Origin of the sequence: Streptomyces sp. NPDC001231, from assembly GCF_042896885.1 — a bacterium.
Classification (GTDB): Bacteria; Actinomycetota; Actinomycetes; order Streptomycetales; family Streptomycetaceae; genus Streptomyces.
On the sequence record NZ_JBIAXS010000021.1, the window covers coordinates 149,666 to 157,437 of the forward strand.

7 protein-coding genes are annotated in these 7,772 nt (G+C 74.3%); 3 read left to right on the top strand and 4 right to left on the bottom strand.

Annotated features, from left to right (window positions below; genetic code table 11):
* Position 1: 1 nt before the first annotated feature.
* Positions 2-3,472, bottom strand: coding sequence for a BTAD domain-containing putative transcriptional regulator (locus ACFY3J_RS25095; RefSeq protein ID WP_390841782.1), 3,471 nt, complete (start codon positions 3,470-3,472; stop codon positions 2-4).
* A gap of 153 nt (positions 3,473-3,625) precedes the next feature.
* Here ACFY3J_RS25095 and ACFY3J_RS25100 point away from each other — a divergent pair, with 153 nt between their 5' ends.
* On the top strand, positions 3,626-4,435 hold the full coding sequence (locus ACFY3J_RS25100) for a site-2 protease family protein (RefSeq protein WP_384173917.1): 810 nt from the start codon (positions 3,626-3,628) through the stop codon (positions 4,433-4,435).
* Here ACFY3J_RS25100 and ACFY3J_RS25105 read toward each other — a convergent pair.
* Positions 4,425-4,637: a hypothetical protein gene (locus ACFY3J_RS25105; protein WP_141361450.1), complete on the bottom strand. Its 213-nt coding sequence runs from the start codon at positions 4,635-4,637 to the stop codon at positions 4,425-4,427. The two genes, ACFY3J_RS25100 and ACFY3J_RS25105, sit on opposite strands and share 11 nt — an antisense overlap.
* Before the next feature lie 87 nt (positions 4,638-4,724).
* Positions 4,725-5,429 carry an NADPH-dependent F420 reductase gene (npdG, locus tag ACFY3J_RS25110; RefSeq protein WP_376546145.1) on the bottom strand — a complete coding sequence of 235 codons (705 nt, stop codon included), beginning with the start codon at positions 5,427-5,429 and terminating at the stop codon, positions 4,725-4,727.
* A gap of 107 nt (positions 5,430-5,536) precedes the next feature.
* Here npdG and ACFY3J_RS25115 point away from each other — a divergent pair, with 107 nt between their 5' ends.
* A complete protein-coding gene (locus ACFY3J_RS25115; protein WP_384173911.1) occupies positions 5,537-6,136 on the top strand; it encodes a hypothetical protein in 600 nt (199 codons plus the stop codon).
* Positions 6,137-6,378: 242 nt separating this feature from the next.
* Here ACFY3J_RS25115 and ACFY3J_RS25120 read toward each other — a convergent pair whose 3' ends face one another.
* Positions 6,379-6,618, bottom strand: coding sequence for a hypothetical protein (locus tag ACFY3J_RS25120; RefSeq protein ID WP_384173908.1), 240 nt, complete (start codon positions 6,616-6,618; stop codon positions 6,379-6,381).
* Between the two features lie 58 nt (positions 6,619-6,676).
* Between ACFY3J_RS25120 and map the strand changes: the two genes are divergently transcribed.
* Complete coding sequence (gene map / locus ACFY3J_RS25125; RefSeq protein ID WP_384173905.1) at positions 6,677-7,534, top strand: type I methionyl aminopeptidase; 858 nt, start codon at positions 6,677-6,679, stop codon at positions 7,532-7,534.
* Positions 7,535-7,772: the final 238 nt, after the last annotated feature.

Consider the following 7,772-nt stretch of genomic DNA (forward strand, 5'->3'; position numbering starts at 1 on the left):
CTCAGATCAAGGCGGCGGCCTCCTCCCCGGACAGGCCGCCGCCCTCGGCGTACGCGGCCTGGTATGCCTCCTCGCCGAGCAGGGCCCGCGTGCGCGCGACGACCTCGTCGCGGGCATAACGTTCCAGGGACGAGGGCACGTGGCGGGGCGGCAGCAGGGCGTCGGCGGCGCCGACGCAGCGGGCGGCGTCCCGGGCCCGGCGTCCGCCGTCCACGCCGACCACGGCCGTCGCGCCGATGATCAGGTACGCCGAGCGCATATGGGGCGCGATGGCCTCGGACAGCGGGTCCTGGGCGCGTTCAAGGGCCCGGCGGGCCTTGTCCAGGGCGTTCTCGTAGAGGCCGTCGGCCGCGTCCAGCCAGGCCTCCGCGCCGAGGATGAAGCCGTCGAAGACGACGAAGTGGGAGATGCCGAACTCCTCCCGCAGCAACCTCAGTTGCTCGCGCGCCTCGGGGATGCGGCCGGTCATGCCGAGCCTGCCGGCGAGGAAGAGCCGGGCGGCGGGCATGGCGTCGTTGTGGCCGTTCCGGCTCTGTTCGATGACCTCGCGCAGCAGCCGTTCGCCCTGTTCGGCCTCGCCCGCCTCCAGCAGCACGCTGCCGAGGCGGGCGTTGAGCACCGCGACCTGGGCGGGGGCGCCGAGGCGTTCGGCGTGCTCGATGGCCGCCCGGTAGTCGGCGGCGGCCGACAGATACGCGCCGGTGCGCTCGCGGCTCTCCGCGCGCGCGGAGAGCGCCTCGGCGGTGCCCCAGGCGTCCCCGAGGCGGCGGAAGATCTCCAGCGACTCGTCGGCGTCCCGACCCGCGTCCCCGGCCCAGTCGGTGCGGTTGGCCAGCAGGTTGGCGCGCCACTGGAGGGTGTGGGCGAGTTCCCACTCGAATCCCGGCGTCTCGCGGCAGGTACGCACGGCGGCGTCGGTGACCTCGCGCAGGCGCACCACGTCGCCGGTCAGCATCACCGCGAAGAGCCAGAGCATGCCGGGGCTGCGGCAGGTCTGCGGCTGGCCGGGCTGGTAGACCTTGGTGATGAGCCGCAGTTTCCGTTTCGCCTCGGGCGACTCCCAGGCATCCAACTCGGTGTCCATGCAGGCGAGATGGACAAGGTGCAGGCCCCGGCGAGCCTCGGCGAGGACCTCGCCTGTCATCGGTGGCGGGGCGTCCGTGCACCGCTGCCGGACGGGCGCGGCGCGCCGGACCGGCTCGGTGAAGGGGTCGGGGCCGAGCGCCATGACCTCGCTGCACCAGTTGCGGGCCTCGATGCGCACGTCGCGCATCTGCCAGTAACAGGTGAGCGAGAGGATCATGCACAGGCCCTCCTGCTCGTCGCGTGCGGTGACGGCGTGACGCAGGGCGGTGCGCAGGTTCTCGTACTCCAGCTCGAACCTGGCGATGGCCGCACGCTGGCCGGGTCCGCGCAGCAACGGGTCGGTGGTGCGGGCCAGTTCGCGGTAGTGCGTCAGGTGGGCGCGCTCGGTCTCCGTGCGGCCGCCGGCCTCGTCGAGCCGTTCGCCGGCGTACTCGGCGACGGTCTCGAGGAGCCGGTAGCGCATCTCACCGTCGGCGCCGGGGGCAGCCACCACAAGGGACTTGTCGACGAGCGAGGCGAGCGCGTCGAAGGCGGTGGGGCCGCACACGGCCTCGGCGGCGGCGAGGTCGCAGCCGCCGGCGAAGACGGACAGCCGGCTCAGGACGTACCGCTCCTCGGCGTCGAGCAGGTCCCAGGACCAGTCGACGACGGCCCGCAGGGTCTGCTGGCGGGGCAGGACGGTACGGCTGCCGGAGGTGAGCAGGCGGAAGCGGTCGTCGAGCCGGTCGGCGATCTGCCGTGGGGCCAGCATCCGCAGCCGGGCGGCGGCGAGTTCGATGGCGAGCGGCAGCCCGTCCAGGCGCCGGCAGATCTCGGCGCAGGCGTCCGCGGTGTCCTGGTCGGCGTCGGGGCGGAAACCGGGGCGTACGGCGGCCCCTCGGTCGGCGAGCAGCCGCAGCGCGACCGGCTCGGGCAGCGGCTCGACCGGCCGCAGCACCTCGCCGGGTATGCCCAGGGGTTCCCGGCTGGTGGCGAGGACGGTGAGGTGGGGGCAGCGGGCGAGCAGTTCCTCGACGAGGCGGGCCGCCGCGTCGACGACGTGCTCGCAGTTGTCGAGCAGGAGCAGCATGCGGCGCCGGGCGCAGTGCTCCACCAGCCGGTCGACGGGGTCGTCGTGCCGCTCGGCGACCACCGCCCGCATCTCCTCGGCCCCGGCGCCGTACAGCACGGTCTCGCGGGCGCCGACGGCCGTGAGGACGGCCTCGGGCACGGCCTCGGCGTCGTCGACGGGGGCGAGTTCGGCCAGCCACACCCCGTCCCGCGGCGCCGGCCGCAGCGCCTCGGCGGCCTCCTGCGACAGCCGGGTCTTGCCGGCCCCGCCCGGCCCGAGCAGCGTCACGAGACGCGCGGCCCCGAGGTCGGCCCGGATCGTCTCGATGTCGGCCTCGCGGCCCACGAAGGAGGTGAGCCGGGCGCGGAGGTTGCTCGGGGGCCGGGAGGTGAGCGTCGCGGGCGCCGCGGCGGGGTCCGCCCGCTCGCCCCCGGCGCCTGCCGGGACGCCGGGGGCGGGCCCGGCGAGAGGTGCCGTCGCGGGGGCGGCGGTGCTCTCGGCGGCGCGCGGTCCCGGCGCCGTGCCGGAACCGGGCGCGGCGGTCCGGGCCCCGGCGCCCACGGCCGGGCCGGGCTCCTGGCGCGGCCCGCCGGCGGGGCGCCGCCCGTGCGGCCGCAGCAGTTCCGCGTGCAGCGCGCGCAGTTCCGGGCCCGGGTCGGAGCCGAGGCGGTCGGCCAGCAGACGGCGTACGTCCTCGTAGGCGGCCAGGGCCTCCGCGGTGCGGCCCGCGTCGCGCAGGGCGCGCAGGCGGAGGGTCTGGAGGGGTTCGTCCAGGGGGTGGGTGTCGCACAGGGCGGTCAGCTCGGGCAGGCTCTGCTCGGCGTACCCGAGGGCGAGGGCGGCGGTGAGGCGGGCCCGGCGCACGTCCAGGTGACGGGTGTTCCAGCGGGCCGCCTCGGCGGTGCGGTCGGGCAGGTCGGCGAGGGCCGGGCCGCACCACAGCGCGAGGGCGTCGTCGAGGACGACGGCCGCCTTCGCGGGGTCGCCGTCGCCCAGCGCGCGCAGGCCCTCCCCGGCCAGCCGCTCGAAGCGGTGCAGGTCGACGTCGTCGGCCGCGGCGGCGAGCCGGTAGCCGCCCTCCGCGGAGGCCACCGCGTCCGCGCCGAGCGCCCGGCGCAGCCGCCCGACCAGGGCCTGGAGCGCGCCCGTCGCGTCGGCGGGCGGCTCGCCGTCCCACACCTCGTCGACGAGGGCGCGCACCGGGACCGTACGGCCGGGACGCAGGGCGAGCACGGTCAGCAGGGCGCGCAGCCGCGCCCCGCCGACCGGGACGGCGGTGCCGTCGGGGCGGAGCACCTGGGTGGTGCCGAGGATGCGATAGCGCACGGGGTCCATTGTCTCCGGTGGTGTCACGGCCGGTCACGGGATTTCCGCGGCGCGGCGCCCGGTCGGTCCCGGAACCCGGGGCCCGGTGCGGGACGTTGTCCCCGTGTGCCCGGTACGGTCGGGCTCGCCGGACGAACCGTACGAGCACAGGAGCCGTCCCCCATGACGTCCGTCACCATCCGCCGCGGCGACCGCCGGGTCAGCCCCGTCTTCCTCGGCATCCTGGCCGTCACCGTGGTCGCGGGCTGGGCCGCCTGGACCGGATTCCACCCGCTTCCGGCCCGCCCGGGCCTGTCGGTGTTCCTGTTCGTGACCGCGGCCTGGGTCGTCTCGCTGTGCCTGCACGAGTACGCGCACGCGCGCACCGCGCTGCACAGCGGTGACGTCACGGTCGGCGCCAAGGGCTACCTGACGCTGAATCCGCTGAAGTACACGCACGCCGTGCTGAGCATCCTGCTTCCGCTCCTGTTCCTGGTCATGGGCGGGATCGGGCTGCCCGGCGGCGCCGTGTTCATCGAGCGCGGCCGGATCCGGGGCCGCTGGCGGCACAGCCTGGTCTCGGCGGCGGGACCGCTGACGAACGCGCTGTTCGCGGTGGTGTGCACGGCCCCGTTCTGGCTCGACGCGCTGGACGGAGTGCCCCGCGAGTTCCGGTTCGCGCTGGCCTTCCTCGCGCTGCTCCAGGTGACGGCGGCGATCCTGAACTCCCTGCCGGTCCCGGGCCTGGACGGCTACGGCGTGATCGAGCCCTGGCTGTCGCCCGGCGTCAAGCGCCAGGTCCAGTCGATCGCGCCGTTCGGCGTGCTGCTGGTCTTCGCGCTGCTGTTCCTGCCGTCGGTCGGGAGCGCCTTCTTCGACATGATCCACGCGATCCTGCGTCACCTGGGCGTCGGGTACCTGGACCAGGCCTGCGGCTGGGACCTGTACCGCTTCTGGGACAGCCCCAGCGCGTTGTGCACGGTCAGCCGGTGACGGAGCGGTCCTGCCCCGTCCGGCCGCGGCGGGCGTAGTACCAGGTCATGTTGGACGACAGCCCGGCCAGCAGGATCCACACCACCCCGAGCCAGCTGCCCTGGACGAAGGAGACGACGGCCGCGGCCACCGCGAGCACACAGACGATCAGGGCGTAGAGGGCGAGTCGCCGGGCCGGGCCGGACGGGGGCGAGGGCTGCATGGCGGTCGGCTCCTGTCGGGGGACACTGCTTCGGGCATGGCGGAGGCCTCCGTGCGGAAGCGTCCGGCAACAGTGTCCCCCATCGGCTCATACGTCCGTGATGCGGAGTCCCGCGTGCGCCTTGTAGCGGCGGTTGACCGAGATCAGGTTCGCGACCAGCGACTCCACCTGGTGGGCGTTGCGCAGCCGCCCGGCGAAGACGCCCCGCATGCCGGGGATGCGTCCGGCCAGCGCCTGGACGGTCTCCACGTCGGCGCGCTCCTCGCCGAGGACCATCACGTCGGTGTCGATCCGCTCGATCCCGGAGTCCTGGAGGAGGACCGCCGACAGGTGGTGGAAGGCCGCCGTCACCCGTGAGTCCGGCAGCAGGGCCGCGGCCTGCTCGGCGGCGCTGCCCTCCTCCGGCTTGAGGGCGTAGGCGCCCTTCTTGTCGAAGCCGAGCGGGTTGACGCAGTCCACGACGAGCTTGCCGGCCAGTTCCTCGCGCAGGGCCTCGAGGGTCTTGCCGTGGCCCTCCCACGGCACGGCGACGATCACGATGTCGCTGCGGCGCGCGGTCTCGGCGTTGTCGGCGCCCTCGACGCCGTACCCGGTCTCCTCGGCCGCCGCCCGGGCCCGCTCGGCGGCACGCGAGCCGATGATCACCTTCTGCCCGGCGCGGGCGAGCCGGTAGGCCAGGCCCTTGCCCTGCGGACCGGTTCCCCCGAGCACGCCCACGACCAGCCCGGAGACGTCGGGGAGGTCCCAGGGATCCTTGGCGGGGGCCTTGTGTGCACTGTCGCTAGAGGTCATGCGCCGACTCTACGTCCGCGGCCCCGCTGCCGCCGGGTCCCCCGGAAGGGCGAAAGGCGGACCGAAGCCCGCGCCGGCCGCGCCTGTTTGCGGCAGGATGCGCGCGTATGGACGCCGTACGGGTCACGCTGCTGCGCGAGGTGCTCGCCGGAACGGAGTGGCTGGGGGCCACCCGGCGGTTCGCGGGGGTGCTGCGGGGATCCGTGGTGTCGCACGGGGGCGGGCTGCTGCTCGTGGGCACACCGGAGGACGAGCCCTGGCACCTGGCGGCGCATCTGGTGGACGAGGCCGCCTGGTCGGGCACCCCGGAGCTGGCCCCGACGCTCGTCCGGCACGCCCCGCGCCCCGCGGACCGGGAGCACCTGGCCGTGGGTCTGGGGCGGCTGTCGGCGGCCCGGCGCGGCGAGACGCTGCTCGTGGTGGCTCCGGAGGAGCCCGCTCCGCTCCTGGAGCGCGTGCACGAGGCCCGGCGGGCCGGAGCGACGGTGCTGGCCCTGGGCTCCGGCGGGGGCGAGCTGGAGGCGATGGCGCACGAGACGCTGGCGGTGCCGCCGGGGGCCGAGCTGGACCTGGACACCGTGCAGCATCTGGTGAGCGCGGCGGCCGGGGAGAACGCGCTGCCGGCCCCGCGCGGCCGCGGCCGCTTCCGGGACCGCCTGTCGCGGCTGACGGACCTCCTGACGGCGCCTCCCCCTCCGCGCTGGTAGCGGGGCGCGCGGAAAACCGGGTGCCGCCGGCACTCCGCTGCCGACGATGCCCCCTCGTGACCGACGACTCCCCCGCCCCTGCCTCCGAAGACTCCGGTGCCTACGGTGGCTCCGGCCCGCGGGCAACGAGCGCGCGGTGCGGCTTCGGCAGGACCGCGCGGCCGGCGCCGTGCGCGCGGCCGCGTGATCGCTGTGATCGCTGTGAGCGGTGTGATCGACGTGATCGGCGTCCTCGGGCCTGATCAGCCCCCGCTGCCCTCCTCGGTGCCGGCCGTCGGGGCGTCGTGCCAGCGGGGGTCGTTCTCCCACTGGAGGTTGCGTTCGCGGGCGGTGTCCATCGCGTGCTGGGCCTCCTCGCGGGAGGCGTACGGGCCGAACCGGTCCTTGGCGGGGCACTCGGGCCCCTCCTCGACCTTCTTGTGCTCCAGGCAGTAGTACCACTCACCCGGCTTACCGGCGGTCCGCTTCTTGAACAGGGCCATGACCAGCTCCTCTCGCCACGGACATGTTCCCCCATCGCCCCCGGATAGACTCGCCGACATGTCTGGCCAGTCGTTGCTCGTCCCCGGGGAGCTGTCCCCGCCCCGTTCCGTGCCCGGAAACATCCGCCGCCCCGAGTACGTCGGCAGGCCGGCGCCGAAGCCGTACGCCGGGCCGGAGGTGCAGACGCCGGAGACCGTCGAGGCGATGCGGATCGCCGGGCGGATCGCCGCGCAGGCGATGGAGGAGGCGGCCCGGCACATCGCGCCCGGCGTCACCACGGACGAGCTGGACCGGGTGGCGCACGAGTTCATGTGCGACCACGGCGCCTACCCCTCCACGCTCGGCTACCGCGGCTTCCCCAAGTCGCTGTGCGCCTCGGTCAACGAGGTCATCTGCCACGGCATCCCGGACTCGACCGTGCTGCGGGACGGCGACATCGTCAACCTGGACGTGACGGCGTACATCGGCGGGGTGCACGGGGACAACAACGCGACGTACCTCGTGGGTGACGTGGACGAGGAGAGCCGCCTGCTGGTGGAGCGCACCCGCGAGGCCCTCAACCGCGCGATCAAGGCGGTCCGCCCCGGACGGCAGATCAACATCATCGGCCGGGTCATCGAGTCGTACGCCAAGCGGTTCGGCTACGGCGTGGTCCGGGACTTCACCGGCCACGGCATCAACACGTCGTTCCACTCCGGGCTGATCGTCCCGCACTACGACAGCCCGCACGCCACGACGCTCATCCAGCCCGGGATGACCTTCACGATCGAGCCGATGCTGACGCTGGGCACGTACGAGTACGACGTCTGGGACGACGGCTGGACGGTCGTCACCAAGGACCGCAGGCGCACCGCCCAGTTCGAGCACACGCTGGTGGTGACGGAGACGGGGGCGGACATCCTGACGCTGCCGTAGCACCGCCGCACCGCGCCCACGTGGCCCGCTCCCTCCGGGGGCGGGCCTTTCCTGTCTCTGCCATGTCCGTTTGGCCGGAATTCGGGGTAAGGTTTTCCCGACAGGGTGTCGGTAAACTCATTGACTTAGGCAAGCCTTGCCTTAGCTTGAATTTAAAGGTTCCCCCTCGGCCTTCAAGGTCGGGGGGTGTCTTGTTTGTGGGGGTGTTTGCCGACGGGGTGGCGGGGTGCGGGGCTGG